28 protein-coding genes are annotated in these 26875 nt (G+C 35.7%); 24 read left to right on the top strand and 4 right to left on the bottom strand.

Features of this window, described 5'->3' with window-relative positions:
• The first annotated feature begins 3 nt into the window (after nt 1-3).
• The 15 genes from ACSBPO_RS13915 to ACSBPO_RS13845 all read left to right on the top strand — a co-directional run bounded on the left by ACSBPO_RS13915 (nt 4) and on the right by ACSBPO_RS13845 (nt 12166).
• On the top strand, nt 4-495 hold the full coding sequence (locus ACSBPO_RS13915; protein WP_442594246.1) for a hypothetical protein: 492 nt from the start codon (nt 4-6) through the stop codon (nt 493-495).
• A 309-nt stretch (nt 496-804) separates the two neighbouring features.
• Nucleotides 805-1026 (top strand): hypothetical protein, encoded by a 222-nt coding sequence (locus tag ACSBPO_RS13910; protein ID WP_442594245.1) that lies wholly within the window; start codon nt 805-807, stop codon nt 1024-1026.
• A 66-nt stretch (nt 1027-1092) separates the two neighbouring features.
• Nucleotides 1093-1875 (top strand): hypothetical protein, encoded by a 783-nt coding sequence (locus ACSBPO_RS13905; protein ID WP_442594244.1) that lies wholly within the window; start codon nt 1093-1095, stop codon nt 1873-1875.
• A complete protein-coding gene (locus ACSBPO_RS13900) occupies nt 1875-2141 on the top strand; it encodes a PqqD family protein (protein WP_442594242.1) in 267 nt (88 codons plus the stop codon). The genes ACSBPO_RS13905 and ACSBPO_RS13900 overlap by 1 nt, the downstream gene beginning before the upstream one ends.
• Complete coding sequence (locus ACSBPO_RS13895) at nt 2131-2586, top strand: S24/S26 family peptidase (protein WP_442594240.1); 456 nt, start codon at nt 2131-2133, stop codon at nt 2584-2586. The genes ACSBPO_RS13900 and ACSBPO_RS13895 overlap by 11 nt, the downstream gene beginning before the upstream one ends.
• Nucleotides 2587-2601: 15 nt before the next feature.
• Entirely contained in the window at nt 2602-4404 is a 1803-nt protein-coding gene (locus ACSBPO_RS13890) for an ABC transporter ATP-binding protein (protein WP_442594238.1), read from the top strand.
• Nucleotides 4405-4432: 28 nt separating this feature from the next.
• Nucleotides 4433-5521 carry a nucleotidyltransferase family protein gene (locus ACSBPO_RS13885; protein ID WP_442594237.1) on the top strand — a complete coding sequence of 363 codons (1089 nt, stop codon included), beginning with the start codon at nt 4433-4435 and terminating at the stop codon, nt 5519-5521.
• Between the two features lie 18 nt (nt 5522-5539).
• Nucleotides 5540-5713, top strand: coding sequence for a hypothetical protein (locus tag ACSBPO_RS13880; protein WP_442594235.1), 174 nt, complete (start codon nt 5540-5542; stop codon nt 5711-5713).
• A 165-nt stretch (nt 5714-5878) separates the two neighbouring features.
• Complete coding sequence (locus tag ACSBPO_RS13875; protein ID WP_442594233.1) at nt 5879-6130, top strand: DUF2535 family protein; 252 nt, start codon at nt 5879-5881, stop codon at nt 6128-6130.
• A 141-nt stretch (nt 6131-6271) separates the two neighbouring features.
• The gene (locus ACSBPO_RS13870) at nt 6272-7114 is read left to right on the top strand and encodes a DegV family protein (protein WP_442594231.1); all 843 of its coding nucleotides are present in this window, start codon (nt 6272-6274) and stop codon (nt 7112-7114) included.
• Between the two features lie 150 nt (nt 7115-7264).
• Complete coding sequence (locus ACSBPO_RS13865; protein WP_442594229.1) at nt 7265-8890, top strand: ATP-binding protein; 1626 nt, start codon at nt 7265-7267, stop codon at nt 8888-8890.
• Nucleotides 8891-8989: 99 nt separating this feature from the next.
• Complete coding sequence (locus ACSBPO_RS13860; RefSeq protein ID WP_442594227.1) at nt 8990-9958, top strand: nucleoside hydrolase; 969 nt, start codon at nt 8990-8992, stop codon at nt 9956-9958.
• A gap of 111 nt (nt 9959-10069) precedes the next feature.
• Complete coding sequence (locus tag ACSBPO_RS13855) at nt 10070-10651, top strand: SCO family protein (protein WP_442594225.1); 582 nt, start codon at nt 10070-10072, stop codon at nt 10649-10651.
• Nucleotides 10652-10751: 100 nt separating this feature from the next.
• Nucleotides 10752-11582, top strand: coding sequence for an SGNH/GDSL hydrolase family protein (locus ACSBPO_RS13850; protein WP_442594223.1), 831 nt, complete (start codon nt 10752-10754; stop codon nt 11580-11582).
• A gap of 2 nt (nt 11583-11584) precedes the next feature.
• Nucleotides 11585-12166: a YpmS family protein gene (locus ACSBPO_RS13845; protein WP_442594221.1), complete on the top strand. Its 582-nt coding sequence runs from the start codon at nt 11585-11587 to the stop codon at nt 12164-12166.
• Between the two features lie 22 nt (nt 12167-12188).
• Here ACSBPO_RS13845 and ACSBPO_RS13840 read toward each other — a convergent pair whose 3' ends face one another.
• A complete protein-coding gene (locus tag ACSBPO_RS13840) occupies nt 12189-12935 on the bottom strand; it encodes a DUF4397 domain-containing protein (protein ID WP_442594219.1) in 747 nt (248 codons plus the stop codon).
• A gap of 142 nt (nt 12936-13077) precedes the next feature.
• Here ACSBPO_RS13840 and msrA point away from each other — a divergent pair, with 142 nt between their 5' ends.
• Nucleotides 13078-13620 (top strand): peptide-methionine (S)-S-oxide reductase MsrA, encoded by a 543-nt coding sequence (gene msrA / locus ACSBPO_RS13835; RefSeq protein WP_442594217.1) that lies wholly within the window; start codon nt 13078-13080, stop codon nt 13618-13620.
• Nucleotides 13610-14047: a peptide-methionine (R)-S-oxide reductase MsrB gene (gene msrB, locus ACSBPO_RS13830; protein WP_442594215.1), complete on the top strand. Its 438-nt coding sequence runs from the start codon at nt 13610-13612 to the stop codon at nt 14045-14047. Before msrA ends, msrB begins: the two co-directional genes overlap by 11 nt.
• A 111-nt stretch (nt 14048-14158) precedes the next feature.
• Here msrB and ACSBPO_RS13825 read toward each other — a convergent pair whose 3' ends face one another.
• The 3 genes from ACSBPO_RS13825 to ACSBPO_RS13815 form a co-directional block, all read right to left on the bottom strand.
• Entirely contained in the window at nt 14159-15508 is a 1350-nt protein-coding gene (locus ACSBPO_RS13825) for an IS1182 family transposase (protein WP_442594213.1), read from the bottom strand.
• Between the two features lie 118 nt (nt 15509-15626).
• A complete protein-coding gene (locus tag ACSBPO_RS13820) occupies nt 15627-16199 on the bottom strand; it encodes a DUF502 domain-containing protein (RefSeq protein WP_442594211.1) in 573 nt (190 codons plus the stop codon).
• A 98-nt stretch (nt 16200-16297) separates the two neighbouring features.
• Nucleotides 16298-18016 carry a methyl-accepting chemotaxis protein gene (locus ACSBPO_RS13815; RefSeq protein ID WP_442594209.1) on the bottom strand — a complete coding sequence of 573 codons (1719 nt, stop codon included), beginning with the start codon at nt 18014-18016 and terminating at the stop codon, nt 16298-16300.
• A gap of 251 nt (nt 18017-18267) precedes the next feature.
• Here ACSBPO_RS13815 and ACSBPO_RS13810 point away from each other — a divergent pair, with 251 nt between their 5' ends.
• The 7 genes from ACSBPO_RS13810 to gabT all read left to right on the top strand — a co-directional run bounded on the left by ACSBPO_RS13810 (nt 18268) and on the right by gabT (nt 26871).
• Nucleotides 18268-19740, top strand: a complete 1473-nt coding sequence (locus ACSBPO_RS13810) for an NAD(P)/FAD-dependent oxidoreductase (protein WP_442594207.1) — start codon at nt 18268-18270, stop codon at nt 19738-19740.
• A gap of 118 nt (nt 19741-19858) precedes the next feature.
• A complete protein-coding gene (locus ACSBPO_RS13805; RefSeq protein WP_442594205.1) occupies nt 19859-21364 on the top strand; it encodes a pyruvate kinase in 1506 nt (501 codons plus the stop codon).
• A gap of 133 nt (nt 21365-21497) precedes the next feature.
• Nucleotides 21498-22853, top strand: a complete 1356-nt coding sequence (locus ACSBPO_RS13800) for an aspartate aminotransferase family protein (RefSeq protein ID WP_442594203.1) — start codon at nt 21498-21500, stop codon at nt 22851-22853.
• Nucleotides 22853-23545: a CoA transferase subunit A gene (locus ACSBPO_RS13795; protein ID WP_442594201.1), complete on the top strand. Its 693-nt coding sequence runs from the start codon at nt 22853-22855 to the stop codon at nt 23543-23545. The genes ACSBPO_RS13800 and ACSBPO_RS13795 overlap by 1 nt, the downstream gene beginning before the upstream one ends.
• Nucleotides 23530-24195 (top strand): 3-oxoacid CoA-transferase subunit B, encoded by a 666-nt coding sequence (locus tag ACSBPO_RS13790; protein WP_442594199.1) that lies wholly within the window; start codon nt 23530-23532, stop codon nt 24193-24195. Before ACSBPO_RS13795 ends, ACSBPO_RS13790 begins: the two co-directional genes overlap by 16 nt.
• A gap of 37 nt (nt 24196-24232) precedes the next feature.
• Nucleotides 24233-25498: a peptidase gene (locus ACSBPO_RS13785; protein ID WP_442594197.1), complete on the top strand. Its 1266-nt coding sequence runs from the start codon at nt 24233-24235 to the stop codon at nt 25496-25498.
• Between the two features lie 17 nt (nt 25499-25515).
• Nucleotides 25516-26871 carry a 4-aminobutyrate--2-oxoglutarate transaminase gene (gene gabT, locus ACSBPO_RS13780; protein ID WP_442594195.1) on the top strand — a complete coding sequence of 452 codons (1356 nt, stop codon included), beginning with the start codon at nt 25516-25518 and terminating at the stop codon, nt 26869-26871.
• The last annotated feature ends 4 nt before the right edge of the window (nt 26872-26875 follow it).

The following is a 26875-nucleotide window of genomic DNA, read 5'->3' as shown; positions in this document are numbered from 1 at the left end:
GTAATGAAAAAGTATAGAAAGATTGTGTTTACATCTATTCTGGCAACAACTTTAATTATGCCTACAACTTCTTATGCATCCAATATTGAATTTCCTAATGATTCTAAAAATACTCTAAGTGTTATCAACCTAATATTTTCATTCTTTGGGAATGATCAGACTTTGGTTACAGGTTCAGATGATGCTATAAATAATATTGATAATGAATATTTATCTACCCAGACTAATTTAAATATTGGAGATAGTAAAATCTCATCAAAAGAAATGAAAAAATATAATAATTATAATGGAGATAAACAAGAGCGAGATGATGACCATGATTATGATCGTGAGCATGATCATGACCGTGATGGTAGTCGTGATCACCCTCGTGACCTGGATAGAGAATGTGACGAAGAAAGGGAACGAGAGCATCCAAAGGAATCGAAAGATATATGGAGAGAGTGGTATTGTAATGGTGATTGGGATTGGTTTTGGAAATATTGGGGAAAGTAGACTTATTTTCTAATTATATAAAATTAAATGGATTTAAAATATTATTTAGTACTAAAGTAATTGGAGAGGGATAACCCTCTTTTTTTGGGGGAAAAATAGGTGATTTTAAATAAATTGAGAAATTGTCAATATAGGTAGTGTTAAATTGTTAAACAACTATATTTTTTGTCGAATTTATGTTCTTTAAAAAGAACGTAATAACATTTATAATAAATTTAATAGTTTAATTATCATTCATTTATTAAAAAGAAATGATTTTAATGTTCATTATATAGAAACTTATTTTTAATTATGATTGGAGAATGAAAAATGAAAGATAAATATGTACACCCTAAAGTTTTAAGCCATCAACCTATTAAGTTCGAAACTGCTCAAAGCTGGAATAAAGGAAAAGGGAATTTAAATCACCCTGGTACAGGAAATGATGGTGTTAATTATCCAAATGATCCCTATACTGGTGATCGTTCACCAGGTAATACAAATAGTAATGGTGGAGTAGGAAATGGTAATGGAAAGGGAAATAATCATTGATAACTTAGATTAGGAGATTAGGTTTATGTTTATCGATCCAAACAAGAATAATCCAGGAGAAAGATAATGAACGATAATTATATTTGTATAGGCGACCATACATTAGAAATTTCAAGCAAATCAGCAATAGTGAATAAATTTTTAAGTGAGAACTTTGAGCCAATATTTGAAAGTATTGATTATTCAAATATTAAAATTGAAATAATAGAAACCTATGGAACACCCTTTATCGATTACAACGTCTACATCACAAAAGAAAACGGAAAAACCATCTTCCGACGATCAGACTATCTGATTGAAGCGGAAACCGATTATAGCTCAGCTACAATTTTTATAAACAATGAACTAGCTCTAAAACATGCCCTCATGAATTTATACAGTTCATACATCGTTTACCACAATTGGGGTTTGCTCATTCACTCATCCTGTGTAATAGAAAACGAAAAAGCTCATATTTTTGCAGGCCATTCAGGTGCAGGTAAATCTACCGCTGCAAGATTATCCCATCCACGTGAGCTTCTTTCAGATGAAGCGACACTTGTAAAAATAACATCTGATGAAATCTTGGTTTATAATTCACCGTTCCGAAGTGATATTACTTCAAACGAATATATGGATCCAACACCTTTGGCAAGTATCCAAATTCTACACCAGTCACTTCAAAATAAACGGGTAAACATGAAGAAATCAGATGCTTATATTCACTTAATGGATAAGGTGTTTTATTGGGCACATGATCCAAATGAAACGAAAAATATAATGGAATTATTAAGAACATTAGTTGATAGGGTTCCGAATTTTGAACTTTACTTTAAAAAAGATGATACATTTTGGGAGTTGATTTCTTAGTGCAGCAGTACACTCGAAAAAGTAATTATGACACCACACATTTTGATGATGAGTGGATTGTTTTAAATACAGATAATTATACTTTAACTAAATTAAACGAAACTGGTGGTTTTTGCTGGTCATTATTAAGTGAAGTTCAAACCATAAATTCTTTAAGCCAATCCATTGTCAATAAGTATGGAGAAGAATTGGAGTATGTTAAATCAGATGTTGAGTTTTTTCTAAAAGATTTACTTAAGTGTGGATTGATCGTTAATGTTGTTTGACCAAAAAACGATTACGTTTTTTAAAAATAAGATTGAAAAGGAAAGATTTTTGGAATTACCAGCTGATGGGAGCAGTATGTTTCCTCTTATTCAAAAAGGAAACATATGCCGTTTTGTATCAGTAATTCCCGCAAAATTAGTAAAGGGTGATATCGTTCTATTTCATTCTACATCAGGTCAACTAGTAGCCCATCGGTTCTATTATAGAAAAGTAAATGGATGCAACCAGTTGTATTACTTTAAGGGAGATACGAACCTCGGTTTTGATCAGCCTATTACAGAGGAGAGAATTATTGGTAAATTAACATCAATCAAAAAAGCAGACACAAGAATAGATATAAAGCACTTCCCATCATTTCTTTGGGGTAGAGCAATTATCTCTATACCAGCACTTTCCGGATGGTTACGAAGATATTTAAATAGGAAACACCAATTACAAATTTAATCGTGGAGTGTCTTTATGCTGGACCAGCAGAAACAACAATTAATCAAACACTATTTTAATCTAAATGATTTCAAAAAGACCTATACATTGCTAAAGCCATTTATTTTAGCTCAATGGAAGGCATATGTAGTCCTTCTCATTTTGTTGGTTGTCGATATATTTTTTACCATTGCATATGCATGGTTTTTTGGAAATCTAACAGATGCTGCTGTTCATGGTAATATGGATCGACTAAAAGAACTAGTCCCGATTGGTGTTTTCCTAACCTTATTGAGTATCATTTCGAGTTATTGCGGTATTTATTTTGAGACAGTCGCTTCAAATGGCCTTAAAAACAACTTAAAGGAGTACCTTTTTGAACATATCCTTCGCTTGCCAGCAGGAGAAACCTCAAAGATACGGTCTGGAGATATAATTTCATATTTTAATAACGATATACATAGTGTAGATGGGGTAACAGGAAGTACTTTAATTAGTCTAATTAGGATCCCATTAATATTTTTGGCTGTCTTTATTTACTTATTTCAAATTAATTGGGTTTTATGTTTATCGAGTGTATTAATCGCACCTATCGCCATAGCTGGCGGTGTTTTTTTTGGATTGTTACTCAAGAAAAATGGACGAAAAATTCATCAATTAGTTGCAGAGATTAATAGTACACTGAGTGAAACTTTTCAAGGATTACAGGTTATCAGATCATTCACCTTAGAAAAGGCTGCTTTTATAACTTTTAAAAGTAAAAATAAGAAATATTATAAGTTGGAATTGGAAAATGCGAAGCTTCAAGGTTGGTATTATTCTGGTGGATATTTAGTTAATTCGATTGCCTTTCTGTTTAATCTTTGTTTAGGAGCCTTTTTTGTTTCTAAAGGAGAAATGTCAGTCGGTTCTTTACTCACATTTATTAATTTAGTCGGCCATCTTGTTTACCCGATGACGGGTCTTGCCGGTCAATGGGCAGGATTCCAACGTTCCATTACAGCAATTGAAAGACTAATTGATTTACTAGAAAGACCAACAGTCTCTAAGGAATTATCAACCTATGTTCCAACGATCAAGGAAGTAAGCTCCATTCAATTTCAAGATGTAAGCTTTAGCTATGATGATACTAAGATTGTGTTTAAGGAGTTTAATTTAGATATTCCTGCTGGTAAAATGATTGCTTTTGTAGGGCCAAGTGGTGCTGGAAAAACAACTCTATTCAATCTATTACAAGGTTTTTATCAACCACAACTAGGAAAAATCTTAATCAATGGGAAACCAATAGAGCTACTATCCGTTTCTGAATTAAGAAGCAGTATTGCCCATGTTCCCCAAGAGACATTTTTATTCGCAGGGACTATAAAAGAAAATCTAGTGCTTGCACGTCCTAATATTACCAAAAACGAAATGATTCATGCGGCAAAGAGTGCGAATATTCATGATTTTATCATTTCCTTATCTGATGGCTATGAGACAGAAATAGGTGAAAGAGGAATTAAACTATCCGGTGGTCAAAAGCAGCGGATCGCTATAGCACGTGCCATCTTGAAAAATGCTCCAATTCTACTATTAGACGAAGCAACATCAGCTCTCGACGGTGAAACGGAGTACCATGTTAAGGAAGAACTTGAGCAATTAATGAAGGATAAAACGACACTTGTGATTGCTCACAGACTTTCTACCATCCAAAATGCGGATTTAATTGTGGTTATCAGTAATGGGAAAATTGAACAGATGGGAAATCATGAGCAGCTTCTAAACCAAGATGGATTATATCAAAAGCTCTACAATTCAAGCTTTAAAGATAACGCAGCTAAACCAGTATCCTATGCATAGGACATCTAAACATGAAAGGAGAACGATAGTGAGTTTTCACTTTTTACAAGCCTTATATAATCCAGAAATACCTTTACCTAAAGATCAAAATAGTTATCATGAACTCCTATCCAATGAGGATTTTATTTCTATTGCACCTCAAGTCCATCAATTACTAAATCAGCAGAATAGACTTAACCAAACACCTTTATTTTTTCAAAAAGTGATGAAAGAAAAATTCAATGAAACATTCTATCAAAATCTGTTTATCAAAAATCAAACCTTGCAGATTTTGCTTAAATTAGAGGAAGAAAAAGTAGAGGTTATTCCGCTTAAAGGGGTATTTTTCTCTGAAAGATATTTTGGCCATTTAGGTGCACGATCGACCTCTGATATTGATTTATTAATTAAACCGTCTGATTTAGAAAGAGTAAAAACTCTGGTTAAATCCTTAGGTTATATAGATGGAGAGGAGTATATTCCAGACCATTTCCACTACAGTTTTAGTAAAAAACTACCGGGATCACCCATACCTTTAACAGTTGAACTGCACTGGGATTTAGTGAAAGAAAACACGGCAGAATTAAATGTCACAGAATTTTGGGATCAAGCAACATTTATTAACTCCTCTCATTACATAAAAGAGCTTTCACACTATCATACTTTTTATTTGATGTGTCTTCATGCATGGAGACATAACCTAGATTCTCCAAGACATTATTTAGATATTGTTCAATTGATTGAAGTTCTTCATAAAGAGATAGATTACAAAAAGCTAATCAGTGATTCACGGTCACACTTAACCTATAAGAGGATTATTCGAACACTATCTTTTGTTTATGAAAGGTTTCCACATCTAAATAGGGTGAAACCATTCTCTTATAAAAATCAAAAGTACTATTTAAGAGAAAAGGAACATAATAATAATAGAAGTAAATACGCTGATTATATAGACTATCAGTTTTTAAGTTATGATTCGCTGAAACATAGTTTGGTTGAAGTGAAAAACTGGTTACTACCATCGGGTTATGAAATTACAACTCAAATAGGTAAACAGGAAAAAGAAAAAGTGTATATATCTCAACTCATCTCTCTGTACAAAAAAAGATTTTCAAAGGTTCCTAAACTATTCAATTAAAAAGAAGAAGGTGTACCCATGTACAAAAAAGTCTGTAATTGCTGCAACCAACCATCCTTCAGCAGCTGTGAAACTGGCACATGGATTTGTCCAGTATGTCAAAAGGATATTACAAACATTCCTGCTGAATTACCTCCTTCGCAAGAAAAAATTAAAAAGCTTTATGATGAGTTAGTCAAGAAATTGGGCTAACATTTTTTTTTTTGAGTTTTTTCCTCTCCTTACATAATCTCCTTTACTAGCACCTTTACCTTAAAAAGTTCACAAATATTTTTTAATCAATTGCATATTCAGACACATTTCGAGTCAATAATAGAGTATAATATATTCAAACGGGTGAAAAAGAGGATTGATATTTTGTTGTTCAAAAGCCTAGAGTTCAAAAATGTTGTTGGACAGAAGGTAAAAGTCATGGATATTCCTGTATTGGAGGAAGATAGTCGGTATTATTTTATGATCCAAGTCCGTTTGCAAACTTTTATTACCTCGCTTTACAAAGAAACAAAAGCGAAGAGATGCTACTCCTTTAGAGATTATTTAAAGCGAGTTTTAAAATGGCCAGACTATGAAGAATTATTTAAAACTGGCGAATTAAAGAATAATGCATAATTTGACTCGAGAATCGGTGTCCCGGTTCTCTTTTTATTTGTAAAAGTACCTTAAATAAAAATTTCATTATAATACGAAAATATGTATAATGGATGGGTGATGCTATCTAATAAGTTTAGGTATACATAAGGACGTGTAAAGATGACTAAAATTAAAATTGTGACAGATTCTACCGCTGATTTAACTGAAGAGCAAATGAAGAAATATGACATAGAAGTGGTTCCGTTAACGATAACGATAGATGGACAAGCTTTTACCGATAGAGTAGATATAACGCCCATTGAATTTTTAGAAAAAATGGAAAAGGCTGTTGATCTCCCGAAAACCTCGCAGCCTTCCACCGGTGCTTTTTTAGAGGTTTATGACCGTCTTTTTGAGGAAGGTTATGAAATCCTTTCGATTCATATGACGGGTGGGATGAGTGGTACGGTGCGATCTGCTGAGAGTGCAGCACAAATGGCAAAAGGGAATGTGACGGTTGTAGACTCTAGATACATTTCAAAAGCACTTTCTTTTCAGGTACTAGAAGCTGCAGAATTAGTAGTCAAAGGTGCAAGTGTACAAGAAATTGTCGACCACCTTCAGCAAGTTCAAAAACAATCTCGCCTTTATATTATGGTGGATACACTTGAAAATCTTGTTAAGGGTGGCAGAATTGGTAAGGGTAAAGCTCTAATAGGTTCCTTACTAAATATTAAACCTATTGCTTCACTAGAAGGTGGAGAATACAGCCCTGTTGGAAAAGTGAGAAGCCATACACAAGTGGTCAAGTATTTAATTAAACAATTTGCAGAAGATGTAAAAGGAAAGACTGTGAAACGAGTAGGAATTGCTCATGCAGAGGCACAGGATTTAGCTGCAAAAATAAAAACGGAAATAGAGCATTTAACCGGATTTAACCAAGTGGAAATAGATTACACTACCCCTGTTATAAGTACCCATACCGGAAAAGGGGCCATTGCCTTAATGTATTATTTTGATTAATCACAACCTAGGTGCTAGAAATAGTACCTAGGTTTTTTTGTTTTGCCTCTAAATTTCCCCTAAAAGTTTACTAAACCGCTTCAGCAAAAAAGGATAAATAATGAATCATGTCGAATTTCCTATTTATAGCCAAATGAAAGGAAATTTCACATGAGTGTAAAGAGTTCCTATCGAAATTTATCTTTATATAAAAAAATTCTGCTGTTCTCCTTTTTGATTACCTTTTTAGTGGTTCTTTCTACAGCGGGAATCAGTTTTTTATACCAATCGAATCAATTAAAGACAGAGTTAACGGAAAGAGGTATGGGGGTAGCTTCTCTTTGGAGTGCCACTATTTCTCAGGATGATGTGTTGGCCATTCAAAAGTTAAAAGATCCTGACCATCCAGCTGTAGAGAGGTTAACTTATATTGTTTCTATGCTGAATGAGCGGAACTCGAACATCATTGACGGACATATATATGATGCAGCGCTTTTCAATAATAAACCATATTTTTTAGCCGTATCTAAAAAAGGACAAAAGATGGGATTAGAAAAATTTACGTCCTATAATGCTGGAAAAGAATTTCTGACAGCTTTTAATCAAACGGTTAAAGATAAAAAAGTTCATCATACAAGCATTTTTCGAGATCAATACGGAATTTGGATTACAGCTTTTGCCCCAATTATTGATAAAGAAGGCCAAGTTATTGCCTTGCTTGGTGTGGATGTAGATGCATCCGTTATCGAAAAAGATCAAAATAGAATTGCTGCGTATTTATTTACTTCTTTCCTATTAATTACTGTCCTTGTCTACTTTACGTTGAGATGGGGCTTAAAGAAGGTGACGGAGCCGATTAATGGTATTATTTTTGGGATTAATCAGGTGAGTGCTGGTAATTTTGATGTGAAACTCCAAATAAATGATGAATCGGAATTAGGACGATTGAGTGAAAATTTTAATCAAATGACCGAACAACTCTCACTTTTATTTAAACAGCTTTCCGTGACATCGAAAGAGCTTGGACATAGTCAGAAGGAAACAAATTTGCTGTACAAATTTGAAGATGCGATTGATGAAATGGAGCAAATTATTGAAAGGACGAAGCTGCAACGAGAATTACAACGTGCTGAAAAAATGAACGCCATTGGTCAACTTGCTGCTTCTGTTGCCCACGAAATAAGAAATCCAATGACGGTTGTAAAAGGTTTTTTACAGCTTTTTCTTGGAAAAGAGCATATGACAGAGGAAGAACATAGTTATTTACGATTGATGATTGATGAGTTAAATCGAGCGGAAATTATTATTAATGATTATTTATCTTTAGCAAAGCCGGACATCCATCAAGAATCAGAAAAGATTAATGCTAATGATTTAGCATTAAAAGCAATGGATTTGATGAATTCCTATGCGATGTTATCAAAAAATATCGAACTTGCAACTTATTTTGAAAAGCATGTGAGCATCAAAGGCAATACCAGTGAGTTAAAACAGGTTTTAATCAATATTTTAAAAAATGGAATAGAAGCCATGAAAGATGGAGGAAAATTAAGTTTAACTGTATCTGAATCAAATGGCTTTGGTGTTTTTGAAATATCTGATACTGGTATTGGAATGAATGAGGATGAACTTTCGAGGCTCGGTACGGCGTTTTACTCTTTAAAAGAAAAAGGTACAGGGATCGGATTGATGGTTTGTTATCAAATAATCGATCGAATGAAGGGTAAAATTGAAGTTGAAAGTAAAAAGGGAATCGGAACTACTTTTAAAATCTACTTACCTCTATATGAAATTTAAACAAATATTTCACCACTTGTTACAATAAAATGGGTAACAAGGGATAAAGGGCAGCTTCATAAAATGAATCTCCTTTACCGAATTGGGGTGAAAACAAAGATGAAGAATGTTTTATTCTTTAGTGATTTTGGTGTTGATGATAACGTAGCCATTATTTATTCCTTTTTTACTGAAGAAATTAATATCGTTGGTGTTGTCGCCGATTATGGAAATGTGTCTAAACAAGATGCAGTTCGGAATGCTGAATATATCCAGAAATTGACCGGAAGAAAGGATATTTCCGTTTTTGGTGGTGCTGAAATACCATTAACCGGGGAGTCACCAACGTATTACCCGGAGGTTCATGGGCTTGAGGGCTTTGGGCCTTTTATTCCAGACTTAGAATTAACCGACCAATTTGAAAATTTTGAGGGGATAAAGGGGCTCATTGAAAAATACAAAAATGATATTATCATTGTGAATGTCGGTAGATTATCATCACTTGCGACTGCCTTTATACTTTTTCCAAGCACCATGAAATTGGTTAAGGAGTTTTACATTATGGGAGGTGCTTTTTTAACTCCAGGGAATGTTACTCCTGTTACAGAAGCAAATTTTTTTGGTGATCCATATGCTGCAAACATTGTCATTAATTTTGCCCCCAAAAAACTACATATTGTTCCCTTAGATATAACGAAATCTGCGATTGTTACACCAGCTTTAGTAGAGAAGTTAAATAAACATTATGAGGCTACGAAAAATAAGGTTGGATTATTAGTAAAACCAATGGTGGATTACTATTTTAAGTTTTACAAAACAACCGATCCTAATATTAGTGGAAGTCCCTTGCATGATGTATTAACACTATGGGCGATTACAACGAATGCCAAAATTTCATACACCGAAGCACCCACAAAGATTATTGTTAATACTGGAAATGCATTTGGTCAGAGTATAGCAGATTTTCGTGAAACACCTAATAAGGTAGATTGGCCCATTCATAAAATAGCTCTACAATTTGATTATCAGTCTTTTATTCAAGATTTTTATAAGAGTATGACCAATGACCTTAAAACACCAACCAAATAGGTGTTTTATTTTTTTTGCATAAAATAGCCAATTCTTGTCCTTTCTAAAATGATAATAGTTTGTTAAGATAATGATGGAGTATAGATATGGATGAAAGAAAGGTGTAGTTTGTTGAAAAAGAATTGGTTATTCGCACTTTTAATTATTTTTACAGTATTATTGTCTGCATGTGGACAAAAGGAATTGAAAGATACAGTAGATTGGCCTGTTAACGATTTTACATATACAAACCAAGATGGAGAATCCTTGGGACTGAAGGATTTGAAAGGGAAGGTTTGGGTTGCTGATTTCATTTTTACAAGCTGTGTGGATGTATGTCCGCCGATGACGTTCAATATGAAAAAATTGCAGCAAATGACGAAAAAAGAAGGAATAGAAAATATACAATTCGTTTCCTTTAGTGTAGACCCTACTGTTGATACACCTGAAGTTTTAAAAAAATTCGGCGAAGATTTCCAGGCTGATTTTTCAAACTGGAATTTCCTAACTGGGTATTCACAAGAGGAAATCGAAAATATGGCATTAAAAAGCTTTAAAGCATTAGTGAAGAAGCCAGAAACAGGTGACCAAGTGATCCATGGAACGGACTTTTATTTAATAGGTCCAGAAGGGAAAGTATTGAAATATTATACGGGTCTTAATGAAATACCTTATGAGCAGATTGTCTCTGATATTAAAACCTTACAAGATTAAGTGTAAGGTTTTTTACTTGATATAAATAAAGAACTTAAATCAGGTTTGAAAAGTTTGTTTGGTGTTATAATATCTATACCAATAAAATGAGGTGAGGCAAATGCATAGAGCTTTCATCTTCTTCTTTATCTCAATTTTTTTATTATCCTCTTGTAGTCAAACTACTTCTGTTCGTCCCAAAACACTCTCATATAAACAAAGCCTTACTTTAATTAAACAACCAATACCTGTAGATTTTGTACCATCTAACTTAAACATTGTTTCCATAGGTGATTCCCTAACGCAGGGGGTAGGGGATAGCACGAAACGTGGTGGTTATATCCCATACTTAAAACAAAAATTAGAAGCAGAAAAAGGCATAAAACAAGTTAATTTTTCGAATTATGGAGTAAAGGGAAATAAAACGAACGACTTGTTGAATAGACTAAAAAAAGAGGAAATTCAAAAAGCGATAAAAGCTTCAGACATGGTTATTGTAACTATTGGTGGTAATGATTTGATGAAGGTAGTGAAAGAAAATATCTCACATCTTAAGAAAGAGGATTTTTCACCAGCCAAATTGCAGTACCAAAAAAATCTAATCAAAATTATTGCTTCCATTCGAACAATACAGCCAAAAGTTTCTGTTGTGGTATTAGGCTTATATAACCCTTTTTTCACATGGTTTCAAGATGTACAAGAGTTGGATGAAATTTTAGCAGAATGGAATCAAACGGCTCAAAATATCATTTCTTCATATAAAAATAGTTATTTTGTCCGTGTAGATGAACCATTTAAAAATAGCAATGAGAATCTGCTCTATAAGGATTACTTCCATCCAAATGATAAGGGTTACTCGATTATTGCGAATCAATTATATGTAACTTTAACAGATAAAGCCTTAAATGATTTATCAAAAAGGCAGTATATAGCAAGTAAAGAGGAGAACTAAATATGAAAGTTGATAGTTGGAAAAAGGGCTTTTTGCTTTTATTAAGTGTAAACATTTTGATCATCTTAATATTTGTCATCACGATTTCTTTGCCAGTGAATGATAATAAATATTATAAACAAGATGAAGAATTAAGCGGATACGTCCCGTTTTTAATTCATACACAAAAAGATAACTTAAATCAGGTGATTAATCACTACATAAAAAAAGAAGCCTCTGGCGGACCTATTGATTATCAAGTTGTGTTAGGAAAAGAAGTGGAGTTATACGGTGTCATTCCCATTTTTTCTGAAGAAATTCAAATGAAAATGACATTTGAACCAAAAGCCTTGGAAAATGGTGACTTAATCCTTCAACAAAAATCAATGTCTATAGGTAAGATGCAATTACCAGTTACCTACGTCTTAAAATTTATTAAGGATCGTTATAAGTTACCGAAAGGGGTCATCATTGAACCAAATGATAAATTAGTATATATCTCAATGCAAAAATTAAAATTAAAAAGTGATTTTAAAGTAAAAGTAAATGAGTTTGATCTAAAAAGAGATAAAATTTCCTTTCAATTTTTTGTTCCGACAAAGTAAGGTGGCTTATGTGAAGCCACCTTTAATCTTTTATTAATATGGTTTTTAAACCATTTTTTTGGGCTACATCACCAACAATTATCCACGAGTAAATTTCATTGGCTTGCAGTTTTAATCTAGTAAACGGGAGGATGGTGTTTTTGCTATTTGACACGTTTAGTCCTAAATCTACCGTCATCGGTGTTAACCCTAAATAATCAGTCGCTTGACCGTAGGAAACGTTTGAAAAGACCGTATCTCCATGTTTTACCTTCACATCAACAGCAGGAGCAGTATTAGCTAGGTGAATAATTCTAAGCTTGGTTTCATCTTCGGGAAGGTGTTGGTCAGTAGGGAATGTCAGTAAGTCTATTCCATTTTCAGTTTCTGTTATGGCAAAGGTGACATAATTAGATTTAGATATTTCTAGGTTTTGTCTCTTTAATAGCACACTCTCTTCACCGGTCGGTACGATTTCAATTTCATTTCTTTCCGTCGGCATAATAAAATAATCACTTAATCCATTTGTTTGAAAATCATGAAAAACTTCTGTACCGTTTATTAATATTTTTATACTTCTATTTAATAGGTTAATAAATCGAACATGTGAAAAAGGGTGCAAATTAGAATTACGTAAGTTTTCTTGATTTTGTAAGGCTAAATGGATGTACTTATAATGCTTTTTATAAAATTTTATGTGTAGATCAGGATTCGTGTATTTATAAAATTGAGCTATTAAATCATATTGACTGGCTTTTTGTAAAAAATCGTTTTGTTCATCATTCATCATCCGCTTCGCTCCCATCATCAATATTCCCGTGTTACTATATGCAATAAAACAAAGATAAGTGCCTAGGAGTGAATGGTTGCGAATTCAATAACATTCCGTTAATGTTATTATTAAATCTCTCTTTTCCAAGGAGTGTATATAAATGAATAGTGCATATGAACTTGCAACTTTTGCAGGTGGTTGTTTTTGGTGTATGGTAAAACCTTTTGATGAACAACCGGGAATCATAAAAGTTATCTCTGGTTATACCGGTGGTGAAAAAGAAAATCCAACCTATCAAGAGGTATGTTCAGAAACGACTGGACATTATGAAGCGGTTCAAATTACATATGATCCTACTATTTTTCCATATGAAAAGCTTTTGGAACTTTATTGGCAGCAAATCGATCCGACTGATCCTGGCGGGCAATTTTATGATCGTGGAGGTTCGTATAAAACAGCTATCTTCTATCATAATGAGGAACAGCGGGTATTAGCGGAGAAATCAAAACAAGACTTACAACAAAGCGGACGCTTTCAAAAACCCATCGTAACGGAAATATTGCCAGCAAAAGTGTTTTATGAAGCAGAGGACTATCACCAACATTATTATAAAAAAAATTCAGCCCATTATAATCGTTATTCCATTGGTTCTGGCAGGGTAGATTTTATAAAAAGACATTGGGGGGAAGAAGATGAAAAATAAAGACCAAGACACTTTAAGGAAAGAGCTGACACCGATTCAATTTGAGGTTACCCAGAATAATGGAACAGAACCTCCTTTTCGAAATGAGTACTGGAATGAAAATCGTGAGGGAATCTATGTAGACATCGTTTCTGGTAAACCGCTATTTAGTTCGAAAGATAAATTTGATGCAGGCTGTGGATGGCCTAGTTTTACCAAGCCAGTCGAAGAAGAAGAAGTCATTGAAAAAACGGATTTTAGCCATATGATGATTCGGACGGAGGTAAGAAGTAAATCTGCGGACTCCCATCTTGGTCACGTATTTAATGATGGACCTGGACCTACTGGATTACGTTACTGTATCAACTCGGCCTCACTTCGCTTCATACCAGTTGAGAAGCTCGAAGAAGAAGGGTATGGGGAATGGTTAAAAGAATTTAAAAAATAAAAAACACCGCATGCGGTGTTCAGCGTGTCGAAAAAGTGTTTTTCTTAACACTCTTTAATGTTTTAACAATATTTAACTTAAGTTATTAAAACAAAAAAGATTGCGATCCACTTATCCTAGCCTAGCTAGGTGGGTCGCAATCTTTTTCATGTTCTGACAAGCTGCAGTAAGTAGAACCTGCTCACTTGCGTTTTTAATTCCCCGTAACCTGCAATAGCGAAGCCCATGCAGCTCTTTTGAGTCTGCGAAGCTTCGCTCCACTTTTTCTTTTCTAAATTTATAAAGCATTTTCCCAGACTTGGAAAGGCGGTTTAATCTGACCTTCTCCTTGTACTCCTCCCAAACATGACGGGTAACCACTTTCACTTTATTTCTTGATCTTGTGCATTCGGAGAGAAGTGGGCAATTTACACATTTCTTTGAGTCTGATTTGTATTCTCTATATCCTTCTCTAGTTGTTGTTCGGTAAACTAGTTCTTGTTTGTTTGGGCAAAGGTAAACATCTTTTTCTTTATTGTATGTAAATTTCCACTTAGGAAACAAACCTGTAGTAGGGTGATACCTTCTGTGAGCAATGACTCCAAAGATATTCCTGTCGGATAGACCTTTACAAATGGGGGTTGTGAGATAACCAGAATCTAGTGCCACAGCTTCAACTTTAAATGCAAATCTTTCTATTTGACGGTCCAGACGCTTAAGATAAGGAACAGAATCATGAACGTTACCAGCGGTAACGAAGGCATCAGTAATAATATTGAACTTCATATCAGTCGTCCGATGATCAAGGTAACAGAACATTTCTTGTTTATTTTCTCGGGACATGAATCCGCATTCTGGATCTGTTGTACTAACGCGAATCTCTTTAGTTTCCTTCACCTCCTCTTTTTCCTTCAGAGGCTTTTTTCCTTGCTTTTCCCTATCTTCCTCTATTGCTTTATTTAAATCTTCAATATATTCACGTGTTTCAACTTGTACCTCTTCTTTTGTGAACTTATGTTTATTTGCATTAGCCTTTAAGTGGGTGGAATCTGAGAATAATACTCGTCCCCCTACCATTTTGTGATTAATAGCTTGTAGAACTATTTCATCAAAAATCTCTTGAAAGATATTTGTATCTTTAAAACGCTTTTGACGATTCCAACTAATTGTAGAGTGATGTGGAATAGGATCATGAAATTTCAAACCTAAAAACCAACGGTATGCCATGTTCATTTTAATTTCCTGCTCTAACTGCCTTTCAGAACGAATGCCATATAAATATCCAATAAACATCATCTTAAAAAGAATGAGGGGATCCGATGGGCGTCCATTTTCTTCACTATAATAAGGACGAACTTTTTCTAGAATAAAAGAAAAATCAATGTATTTATCAATTTTACGAAGTAGATGGTCCGAAGGAACCATTTCATCAATCGATACAAATTCGTATTCATTTTGGGTATATTCTCTTGGTTTTAACATGAACATTCACCACATTTATCATTTTAACATATTAACGCGGTGATTTATTAAAATGTTAGAATAAAATAATAGGCTATCGAGAGTTTCTCGACAGCCTGAACACCGCATGCGGTGTTTTTTATTTGCCCGTCATTCCACCGGAAAGGATGAATTTCATGGCTTCTTCTGGTTTTACATCGATGATTTCAACGCGGTCTTTAGGAATTAAAACAGTGAAACCAGCTACTTGGAAGGTTTGCGGAATATAAACGGCAACACAGTGTGAAAGTGGCTCATAAAATTCATGGATATCCTCAGAGGTTAAAAAGCCAATACTCTTCATATCTGATCCAGGATGAGAGATAAGAACCACTTTTGAAAACGACTTCTTTTCACCAAGGAAGGAGTTTACCGTATCTTTTATCACCGTATAGATCGTTTTAACAAAAGGGATTTTCTCTAATAAACGATCAATAATTTTAAAGATAGTTCCGGTAATAAATTTAGTGGATAGCCAGCCGAGCACTGTAATAAGAATAATAGTGAGAAGCAGGCCGATCCCTGGGATATAATCTTCCTTAAAATAAGGCTTTAACACATTTCCAAGGATACTGTCTAGAAACATAAAAATCTTATAAATCACATAAATGACAAGTAAAATAGGGACAAACGTAATGATCCCATTAATAAAGCTTTTAATAATTCCTTTCATCCAATCACCTGCAGTCAAAATTCTATTGCTCTATTTTAACGTAAAAACCTAAATAACAAAAGAAAAAGGGCAGACATTAAAGTCGCCCTTTTTGATGATTAAAATTTAAAGTTCCCAACTAAATCACGTAGTTTTTCGGACTGCTTGGATAGTTCTGAAGAAGAAGCGGTAACTTGTTCCATGGCAGCTGTTCCTTCTTCAGCAGCTGCAGCAGTTGATTCCGTATTAGATGCCGTTAATGCAGCAATGGAAGTGACTTCTTTAAACGAAGCAGTTACATCATTGCTTAATTCTAATACCTGATTGATTTGGTCACCCATCGAAGAAATAATGGATGCTGTATCGTTAATGTTAAATACAATTTGATTTAGTGATTGACTTGAATCGTTCATAATTTTTACTCCAGCTTGAACTTCTTCAACACCATTTGAGTTTTTTACAATAATTTTCTCAATTTCTTCTTGAATCATCGTGACAATATTTGTTACCTCTTTAGCTGCATTCTGTGAACCTTCAGCTAATTTTCGGACTTCATCAGCAACAACCGCAAATCCCTTGCCATGCTCGCCTGCTCTTGCCGCTTCAATGGCAGCATTTAAAGCAAGTAGATTTGTTTGATTTGCAATATCTGTAATGGTATTAATCATATGATTAATTTCAGAGGATTTTTCCCCTAGTGCTTCAATTAATATCGTATTTTCAGAAATCGTTTTTTCAATCGTTCTCATTTTTTGACCAGATAATTCAATGTATTCACTGCCTACATTTGCAGCCATTTTCATTTCATTAGAAGCCATTTGTACAGTCGAAGCATACTCGTGCAACTGTGTGGCCGATTGATTTAAATGTTTCATTTTATCATCCGCAACAGTCATTTGAGAAGTGGTATGGTCAGAGCCAGCGGCAACCTCATTAGTTGTGACAGCAATAGACGCTATCGTTTTAGAGGTTTCCTCAGCAGAAGCAAACAATTCCTGACTGCTTGCGGAAACATTCTCTGCCAACAACGATACCTGTTTCACTAGACCGGCGATTCCCTCAATTAGCGTATTTGTATCTGCTGCTAATCCAGCTAATTCATCTTTTGATTTTACATGAATTCGTTTTGTTAAATCTCCACCAGCATTGGCAATTTCCAAAATGGATTGGCTAATCTGTCTTGTACTTCTTCTAATATTACGTGAAAGAGAGAATCCAAAAAAGATAGCAAGTAGAAGAGCTGCAGCAGAAAGTACAATGGTAGCTATCTGAGCGATAGAAACAAATTGGTTTAATTTATTAATTCTATTTTCTGTATTTTGCTTTTCTTCATTAACGAAATTATCTACATGGGCTTGAAGCTCATTCATTAGCTTTCTGCCTTGAGAGGTTTCCACCATTTTAGCGGCTTCGTCCTTTCCAAGGTCCCGTCTTGCTTGAATGACTGAGTCAATCCATTTTAACCATTCTTCATATGTACTGCGAATATTCGCCAGTTCATTCTCTTGTTTTTTATCGCCTTTTGTAAAATCTTTTAATAAATTTAATTGGTTATCAACCGCATTTTTCCCATTTCCATAGGAAGCAAGTAACGATTCTGATCCAGTAATAACGAATCCGCGCTCCCCCGTTTCAATATCCACAAAGGACTTCATTAACTTTTGAACCTCTGTGTGTACAACTAAATCTCTTTCAACAAGATTCGTAATTTCATTATTAAATATTTTGACGTTATAAATAGATGCAGCGGATAATGCTAAAAGCACTAGCACTAAAGTTGCAAACGATAAGACAATTTTCCCCCTAATCGTTCGGAAATAGGTAAATGTCTTCTTCATGGATTAGCCTCCTGTAGCTAGTTTTTATCTAAAATTTGTTAATTCTATCATACTTTTAAATCAAACTTTCGACAATATTATTCTTGAAAAATGTCGAAATTTAGCATAATAGAAAGAAAGTGATATCACATATTTTACGAACAATTATCTATTAATATATAATAATGTTCGGAATTCACTTGACCCCAACCTTAATATTTGATATATTTACCACTGGGTTAAGCAATTAGGCGTACAAGGGGGAAGTTTCAATGAAAACAAATTATGATGTCATTGTAGTGGGTGCAGGTCCTGCAGGAATTTTTGCTTGTTATGAATTAACATTAAAAATGCCGCAAGCAAAGGTTTTACTAATTGATAAAGGCCATGACATATATAAACGAAATTGCCCTATTTTACAAAAGAAAATTGAAAAATGTCCTCCTGCTGCAGGAAGAAAAGAATATGCAGGGTGCTTACCGGCATGCTCCATTACGAATGGTTTTGGTGGTGCAGGGGCTTACTCTGATGGGAAATTTAATATAACCAGTGAGTTTGGCGGCTGGATGACTGATTATTTATCAAACTCTCAAGTAATTGATTTAATAAAATATGTAGATCACATTAATTTACAACACGGTGCTACGGAAAGTATTACCGATCCATTAACGGAACAAGTTAAGGATATTGAAAGACGAGGATATGCTGCAGGATTAAAATTACTACGTGCCCAAGTCAGACACTTAGGTACAGAACAAAATTTACAAATTTTACAGAGTATTTTCGAATATTTAAAAGATAAAGTTGATATGGTATTTAAAGCAGAAGTAGAAGACATCATTACGGAAAAAACAAACGTTGGTCAACATCAAGTTAGAGGAATTTTATTAAAAAATGATGAAAAAGTACTAGCTGAAAAGGTTGTCATTGCACCAGGTCGTGATGGTTCAAAATGGCTAAGTGATTTGTTTAGGTCTCGTCGATTGCGCTTGAAAAATAATCAAGTGGATATTGGTGTTCGAGTTGAAACCTCTAATGTAGTCATGCAGGAAATAAATGAACATCTTTATGAAGGAAAGTTCGTGTTTAATACATCGGTGGGAACCCGTGTTAGAACCTTCTGTAGTAATCCTTCCGGTCATGTCGTTGTCGAAAACCATTCTGGCATTATGTTAGCAAACGGTCATGCGTATAAGGACCCTAAATTAGGTAGCCCTAATACAAACTTTGCTTTACTTGTATCGCACACATTCTCTGATCCGTTCGATCGCCCGAATGAATACGCACATGAAATTTCAAGATTAGCCAATAGTTTATCGAATGGTGGACTAATTGTTCAAAAATATGGAGATATCCTAAAAGGTAGAAGATCTACGGCTAATCGTATAAAGGAAGGGTTTATTGAACCTACTTTGAAGGAAGCCGTTCCTGGTGATCTAGGATTAGTTCTCCCTTATAATACAATGAAGAGTTTAATTGAAATGACAGAGGCACTAAATCATGTTAGTCCAGGTTTGGCTTCAGAGCATACTTTATTTTACGGGATAGAAGCTAAATTTTATTCAGCCCGACCTATTATAAATGATCGTTTTGAGTCTGAAATAGCAGGTTTGTATGTGGGCGGGGATGGAGCTGGAATTACGAGAGGTCTTGCCCAAGCTGGTGCCTGTGGAGTTTGGATTGCAAGAGATATCGTACAAAAAGGGGCAACAACAGTTGTTCCGAAAGAAGTTGTTTATAATTAATAGAATTCAAGATAGAGCCAGCTTAAACGTTGGCTCTTTTTGTATTTAAACAAAGGGCACATAATTCCACCTATTTCATAAAATAACTTCTAGGTTAACGTAGATGGGGTGTCTTCATATGACAAGCATTAATGATTTTTCAAATGAGACTCGAATAAAATTAAAAGAACGCCTTTTTTCTATATATCAAGAAATGACGGATAAGATAAATGCCAAATACCTAAATGATTTGGGGACAACTGAAACGTATGAGAGTATGATAAATTTGCTTTCATTTTTAGAACTAAAAAAATTAAATACTACTGAAATAGTTGAAGACCTTAAGTTAGAAGGGTTGTCCTCGATTAAAGATATTCACCCCCATATTTTATTTTCTATAAAAAAAATGCTCTACAATCTTAATGCTCCAATCGAAGAGAGCACCAAATTAAACATAATTAACCCTGTTTCTGCTTCTGAAATGATTCAACGAAGATCTGAAGAGCTATTTGGGAAAGAATTGCCTTCCATTATGGTAACACTTGATACATCCATGTTATTAACACCAGAAATCTTTGAACAACTTATTTTGGCTGGCATGACAGTTGCTCGAATCAACTGTGCCCATGGTTCACCAGAAATTTGGAATCAAATGGTCGAACAAATTCGCCTGGCTGAATTGAAAATAAACCATCCGACTCCAACCAAAATTTATATGGATATAGCTGGTCCCAAAATACGAATTGACAAGATTATCTCATCCACAAAATCGAACGATTCATCTGATTTGACTTCTTCTATTAAGGTGAAAAAGGGAAGCACCCTACGAATCTATAAACATGACGACAAAGATTCCTATTCATCGTTGAAAATAGATCCTCCAACTATATTCATTACCTCTCCTAAAGCATTATTAAATGCCCGTATAAACGATCCTATTTTTTTTGATGATGGCAAAATATCTGGAAGGGTTTGTCATATAACAAATGAGTTTATTGACGTTATCATACTATTTATCCAGTCGGGCACATCCAAAATAAAAGTAGGAAAAGGAATAAATTTACCTGATTCCTTGGTGTATTGGAATGTAGCTGCCATAACAGAAGAGGATATTAAGGTTTTACCAGATATTTGTCAACTAGCTGATATAATTGGTGCTTCGTTTGTTAATCATCCACGTGATATGAGGAGATTGAGGGTGATACTGGATAAGTTAACAACAAAACGAATTGGAGTAGTGGCTAAGATTGAAACGAAAGATTCTATTCGTCATCTTTCAAAGATTATTTTGGAAGGGCTGCAGTTTGAATCATTCGGAATCATGATTGCTCGGGGAGATTTAGCTGTTGAAGTCGGATTTAAGGATTTAACACCCATACAGGAAAATATTTTAAGTATCTGTGAAGCTGCCCACATTCCGGTTATTTGGGCGACTGGTGTTCTTGAAAAAATGGCCAAAAAAGGCCTGCCATCAAGACCTGAATTAACAGATGCCTATATGGGGTTCCGGGCAAATTGTATCATGTTAAATAAGGGTCCATTTATCGTTGAAACGGTCAGTTTGTTGAAGCAGCTATTATTGTCCAAACAAAAGCTCGATGATAAGTTTCGGGGAAAAAGTGAAATTTCCCAAATTGAATTTTAAAAAGGTCAGGCATAAAAGTATATCTTTTTGCCAGACCTTTTTTTGTTAACTTTTTTCATTCAAGAAAGATTTTGCATTCTTACTCATACAATTTAATATATTGTCCATTCATTGTTGAGATGGGGGTTAGACAGTGGAACAGTCTTATTTAATAAAACCAATGCTAGATACGAATTATCCAGTCATCGATTACGGAAAAGGGGTCTATCTGTACGACAAGGAAGGAAAAAAATACTTAGATGCATCATCAGGGGCTGTTACAGCGAATATTGGGCATGGGGTGGAAGAAATTATTGATGCCATGCATGAACAAGCAAAGAAGGTTTCCTTCGTGTATCGGTCACAGTTTACGAGTGAAGCGGCAGAAAAGTTAGCTAGTAAAATTGCTGAACTAACAAACGGTGACTTAAACTGGAGCTTTTTCGTCAACAGCGGATCGGAAGCGACAGAAACAGCGATGAAAATTGCTATCCAGCATTGGCAAGAAAAAGGGATAACAACCAAAACGAAGGTGCTTTCAAGATGGGTAAGCTACCACGGAATTACATTAGGGGCACTTTCCTTGTCCGGGCATACAGGTAGAAGGGCACGGTTTGTCCCTCTTTTACAGGATTTTCCGGTTATTCATCCTCCTTATTGTTATCGTTGTCCTTACCACTTAGAGGCTCCTGGGTGTGGGCATTTATGTGCAGAGGAATTAGAGACGGTGATTAAAAGAATTGGCGCTAATCAAATAGCAGCTTTTATAGCAGAACCAGTCATTGGTGCTGCAGGAGGAGCAATTACCCCGCCAAAAGATTATTTTAAAAAGATAAAAGAAATATGTGAACGGAATGAAATTCTTTTTATTGCAGATGAAGTCATGACGGGATTTGGTCGAACAGGAAAGATTTTAGCAAGTGAGCATTGGGGGATTACTCCAGATATTGTAGCCCTTGGAAAAGGAATGGGCGCAGGATATGCTCCAATTGCAGCTGCTTTGGTCAGTGACCATGTGATGGAACCTATTTTAAGCGGATCAAAGAGTGTGATGAGCGGACATACATTAAGCGCCAATCCACAATCCTGTGCTGTATCTTTAGCGGTCTTAGAATATATCGAAAAGAACGGAATTATAGACGAAGTAGAATCAAAGAGTTGTTATTTAAGAAATCATCTTGAAAAGTTAAAAAACGAATTCGAAATGATTGGAGATATTCGTGGAAAGGGGCTCCTCATCGGAATAGAGTTAGTTCAGAATCGAGAACTGAAAACACCGTTCCCACGAAAAATGCTTGCCACTCAAAAGATGATTGAATTAGCCCAAAACAATGGATTGTTAATATATCCAGCAGGTGCTGGGATTGATGGGGTTAATGGCGATGCCATCATCATTTCACCGCCATTGACCATTACAAAGAGAGAATTAGAAGAGTTAACACGACTGTTGAAAAAAACGTTTCAAGATTTTGCAGCCCTTTATCCCAGTAATCAAGGTGAGGTAGTGTAATGGAAAATTTGTTTGGAAAACTAACGACCTTAGAAAATGTCTTATCCTTCTTTCATGATGGAATGACCTTAATGTTTGGGGGATTTGGTGGGGTAGGGTCACCACCAACATTAATAGACGGCATTATTGAAAGAGATGTAAAGGATTTGGTGTTAATCGGAAATGATACAGGATTCCCTCATATTGGAATTGGGAAAATTGTCAGCTTAGGTCGAGCTAAAAAGGTGATTGCTTCTCATATTGGGTCCAACCCTATTGCTGGAAGCTTAATGACAGAGGGGAAGATGGAGGTGGAATTTTCACCTCAAGGCATTTTAGCCGAACGAATCCGGGCTGGTGGCGTTGGACTAGGTGCTATCTTAGCGGATATAGGGATGGACAATGAAATGGTTTCAGCGAATAAACCGCGTTTTTTATTAAACGGAAAAGAATATTTAATCGAAACGGCTCTAACAGCAGAGGTTTCGATTGTTTATGCTCAAAAAGCTGATCCATACGGTAATTTAATTTATGACAAAAGTGCTCGGAATACGAACCCACTTGTGGCTATGGCGGGGAACATTACGATTGCTGAAGTAGAAGAAATAGTCCCCCTTGGCAGTTTAAATCCAGATGAAATTATGACTCCAGGAGTATTCGTTGATTATGTCATTCCTTCGAAAGGGGTGAATTGGAAATGGGCATGGGAATAGATACACGAAATCGTATGGCGAAAAGAGCAGCCGAGGAAATTCAAAATGGAATGGTTGTGAATCTAGGAATTGGTATTCCCTCATTAGTACCTAATCATCTACCAGAGAATTTAAATGTGATGTTTCATGCCGAAAATGGCATTGTCGGTATGGGGCAAAGTCCTAAACAAGGGGAAGAAGATGAAAATTTGTGTAACGCGGGGGGATTTCCGGTTACGATTCGTCCAGGTGCTTCTTATTGTGATAGTGCGGTCGCTTTTGGCATGATTCGTCGTGGCAGGATTGATCTTACGATACTGGGAGCTCTTCAAGTAAGTGAATATGGAGATCTTGCCAATTGGATTGTACCTGGTAAAAAAGTTCCTGGAATGGGAGGAGCGATGGAGCTAGCTCAAAAGGCAAAAAAGGTTATTGTCTTAATGAATCAGCTTGATAAAAATGGGCAATCCAAAATCGTTTCAACATGTACCCTTCCGTTAACCTCTGCAAATTGTGTTGACATGATTATTACGGAAATGGGGGTCTTTCAAGTTAATCATAATGGTTTAGAACTATGTGAGCTCTTTTTACCCTATACCCTTGATGATATGAAGAAGCATACTGCATGTGAATTTCGTGTCGCTGATTCCATTAGACAGATAGAGTACTAGAAAAATTAGAACTCTATTAAAGGAGTGATGAAACATCATGGAAGAAAAGACATTAGTGAAGGAATGGCTAAAAAACAATCGTGCACGTGGTGCGAGGTTGCTGCAAAAATTGGTCCAAGAGGATAGTACAAGAGGAAAAGAAAGCATTGCCCAAGCCATTGTGATTGAAAAATGTCGTCAGCTCGGGTTAGATCTCGATATTTGGGAAATTGGCCAAACAACCTTATTTCAACACCCAGCTTTTTGTTCAGACCGAAAGGATTTTAAGGGCAACCCAAATGTTGTTGCCGTTTTAAAAGGTACAGGTGGTGGGAAATCACTAATTTTAAATGGTCATATTGATGTCGTTCCAGCCGGAGACCAACAGACTTGGAGGGATGACCCATTTAGCGGTCTTATTCAAGGAGGTAAATTATACGGGCGTGGTTCAACGGATATGAAGGGTGGAAATGTAGCTCTTTTATTAGCCATGGAATCGATTATAAAAAATGAGATTCGCTTAAAAGGAGATGTCATTTTTCAAAGTGTTATAGAAGAGGAAAGTGGAGGAGCTGGCACGCTTGCTGCCGTATTAAGGGGATATCAAGCGGATGGTGCGATTATTCCAGAGCCGACGAATATGAAGTTTTTTCCAAAACAACAAGGCTCGATGTGGTTCCGTATTACAGTGAAGGGTAAGGCCGCACATGGTGGTACGAGATACGAGGGAATCAGTGCCATTGAGAAATCAATGATGGTTATTCAAGAACTACAGCAATTGGAAAAGGAAAGAAATGCTCGGATCAATGATCCTTTATATGAATCTATTCCGATTCCCATTCCGATCAATATTGGCAAAATTCAAAGTGGGGAATGGCCTTCCTCTGTTCCAGATGTAGCCATTATTGAGGGGAGAATGGGTGTAGCTCCTGATGAAACCATGGAGAATGCTCAAAAAGAAATGAAAAACTGTTTAGAAGCGATAGGTAAAAAGGATAAGTGGTTGGAGGAAAATCCTCTTACGATTGAATGGTTTGGTGGTAGATGGTTGCCAGGGAGCGTAGAAAATAATCATCCATTAATGGAGAGCTTGTCGCAAAGTTTTCAGGAGGTAAAAAAGCAAGTACCAGTCATTGAAGCTTCACCATGGGGAACGGATGGTGGAATATTATCGAATATCGGTCATACACCAGTAGTCGTATTTGGACCGGGGGTAACAGAGGTGGCTCACGACTCGAACGAATATATTGTGCTTGAAGAATTATACGAAGCGGCAGAAATCATCGCCTATACGATTATGGACTGGTGTGGAGTAGTGGAATAAGAGAGGAGAGATTAAAGATGGCTAATATAAAAATCAAAACGACAATTCCTGGACCAAAGGCGATAGAGCTTTTAAAACGAAAAGAATTAAATATTCCGATTGGCCCCTTCAATACGGTTAGGACCTTTGCGGTTAAAGGGGATGGCGCATTATTAACGGATGTTGATGATAATACCTTCATCGATTTTGCAGGAGCGATTGGCACTTTAAATGTTGGACATTGTCCGCCAAGGGTTGTAGAAGCCCTACATAAGCAAGTGGATGCCTATCTCCACCCTTGCTTTCATGTCATGATGTATGAGCCCTACATCCAATTAGCCGAAAAGATTAATGAAATCACTCCAGGAACGCATCGAAAAAAAACCTTCTTTTTAAGCAGTGGGGCGGAAGCAGTTGAAAATGCTGTAAAAATTGCTCGTAAATATACAGGACGAAAAGCGATTATTTCCTTTGAACGTGGTTTTCACGGAAGAACCTATATGGCGATGTCACTGACAAGTAAAGTAAAACCATATAAATTTGAATTTGGTCCATTTGTGCCGGATACGTATAAATGGCCGTATCCATATTATTTACGAAGTGAAGGATTATCGGAAGAACAATTAGATGCTCAGCTTTTAAAAAGATTTGAGACGTTCTTTTTAAGTGAAGTTCCACCTGAGGAAGTGGCAGCTGTGATTATGGAGCCTGTTCAGGGCGAAGGTGGCTTCGTGATCCCTTCTAAACGATTTGTTCAAGGAGTTAAAGCCCTTTGTGATAAACATGGTATTCTCTTTATAGCAGACGAAGTTCAAACAGGCTTTGGTCGTACAGGAAAAATGTTTGCCATGGAGCATTTTGACGTAGTTCCAGATTTAATGACGATGTCAAAGTCCATTGGTGCTGGCCTGCCAATAAGTGCCGTTTCAGGTAGAGCTGAAATCATGGATTCAGCTAATACGGGAGAAATAGGCGGAACATTTGGCGGAAGCCCGTTAGGATGTGTGGCAGCGTTAGAAGTCATTCGGACCATTGAAGAAGATGGACTTTTGGAAAGAGCTGTACAAATTGGGCAGGCATTTCATGAGCGTTTTAAACCGCTTCAATCTCAAATAGAACAAATAGCTGAGGTACGAAACCTTGGAGCGATGTGCGCCATCGAATTTGTGAAAGATAAAGAGACAAATGAGCCGAATAAAGAGCTTGTGCAGGAAATTATTCAAAATGCCCATAAAAATGGTTTAATAATCATGAGTGCAGGACTATATGGAAACATCATTCGTATTCTAACTCCTTTAGTCATTACCAATGACCAGCTAAATGAAGGCTTTGATGTTCTAGAAAAGGTAATTGTCAGCAGCTGCAAAAAAGGCTCTGAAAACTTACAAAAATAAAACC

The organism is Neobacillus sp. D3-1R, assembly GCF_052180215.1.
GTDB lineage: Bacteria > Bacillota > Bacilli > Bacillales > Cytobacillaceae > Pseudoneobacillus.
This window is presented reverse-complemented; position numbering and strand designations above follow the sequence as displayed.